This is a genomic window from Stenotrophomonas sp. TWI587 (assembly GCF_039674145.1).
Classification (GTDB): domain Bacteria; phylum Pseudomonadota; class Gammaproteobacteria; order Xanthomonadales; family Xanthomonadaceae; genus Stenotrophomonas; species Stenotrophomonas maltophilia_AY.
The window spans coordinates 1-1,359 of the sequence record NZ_JBDJMW010000024.1 but is presented as its reverse complement, the minus strand read 5'-3'; the positions used below and the strand labels follow the sequence as shown (position 1 = coordinate 1,359).

The window sequence follows — 1,359 nt, the reverse complement described above, 5'->3', positions numbered from 1 at the left end:
TGAGATAGCCCCCTGATTCCCCGGCCCCGTTCTATCGCTTATCTTTGTAGATAGGAAGAGGACTGTGCATATGACTAGGCATACGGAGTCAATAGAGGTAGTCGTGAAGGACCAGCGCCGCAGGCGCTGGTCCCTCGCAGAGAAGGCGGCGCTGGTGCGCCGAACTTACGCACCAGGCATGAGCGTATCGCTCGTCGCTCGCCAAGAAGGGGTCTCGGCTGGACTGCTGTTTCAGTGGCGCAAGCTCGAACGCCAGGGTGCTTTGACCGCCGTCTCCGCTGGCGAGGCAGTCGTGCCCGCATCCGAGCTGGCGGCTGCCCGCGCTGAAATCGCCAAGCTGCAGCGCGTGCTCGGCAAGAAAACCTTGGAGAACGAAATCCTCAAGGAAGCCGTGGAGTACGCCGCAGAAAAAAAGTGGATTGCGCGCTCGCCCTTGTTGCCCGGGGGCGACCAGTGAAAACAGTCTGCCGGACGATGGGGCTGGCGCGCTCGCATGTGCGCGACCTGCTTGGGCGCGGTGAAGGCTGGGCCGATGGCCGCAGCCATCGCACCCCCAGCGACGATGCCGGGTTGCTCGCCGAACTGCGCCAGGAAATTGCCGACTTGCCCAGCTATGGCTACCGACGTGCCTGTGCCTTGGTGAACCGCCAACGCACAGCACGGGGCGCCCCGAGGGTCAACGCCAAACGCGTCTATCGCGTCATGGCTCAAGCCGCGCTGCTGCTACCCAAGGCTCCTAGCCGGCGGCAGTCCGCACGCACGCATGAGGGCCGTGTTGCGGTCTCACGCAGCGACCTTCGATGGTGCTCCGATGGACTGGAAATCAAGTGCGATTCGGGTCAGACCGTGACGGCCACCTTCGCCAAGGACTGCTGCGACCGTGAGGTGATGGCTTGGCGCGCGTGGGAGGGCAAAGGGCTGCCAGGTGAGCCGGTGCGCGAGATGCTCATTGAAGCTGTGGAGCGCCGCTTCGGCTCGGTCGAAGCGGTCCCGCAGGGCCAGGAGTTGGAGTTCCTCAGTGACAACGGCGGTGCCTACATCGCCGCTGAAACGAGGGCACTGGCACGTGCGCTGGGCCTGAAGCCCATCAACACGCCCGTGTGCAGCCCGCAGAGCAACGGCATGGCCGAGAGCTTCGTCAACACCTTCAAGCGCGACTATGTGGCGCGCATGGACTTGCGTGACGCGCAGACGGTACTGGCGCAACTGCCAGCGGCCTTCGAGCACTTCAACGAGGTGCATCCGCATTCTTCGCTGAAAATGCGTTCGCCTCGGGAGTTCAGGCGGCAACAGGCTGCAGGCGCTGACCAGGCGCTTTATTGCGAATAGGGTGGGGTCGGGAATACAGGGGCAAGATCA

1 protein-coding gene is annotated in these 1,359 nt (G+C 63.6%); it reads left to right on the top strand.

Features of this window, described 5'->3' with window-relative positions; translation table 11 throughout:
* Positions 1-70 precede the first annotated feature (70 nt).
* A protein-coding gene (locus tag ABE464_RS19040) for an IS3 family transposase (RefSeq protein WP_346473198.1) occupies positions 71-1,329 on the top strand; the annotation gives its coding sequence in 2 pieces (ribosomal slippage) (positions 71-401 and positions 401-1,329; 1,260 coding nt in all).
* Positions 1,330-1,359: the final 30 nt, after the last annotated feature.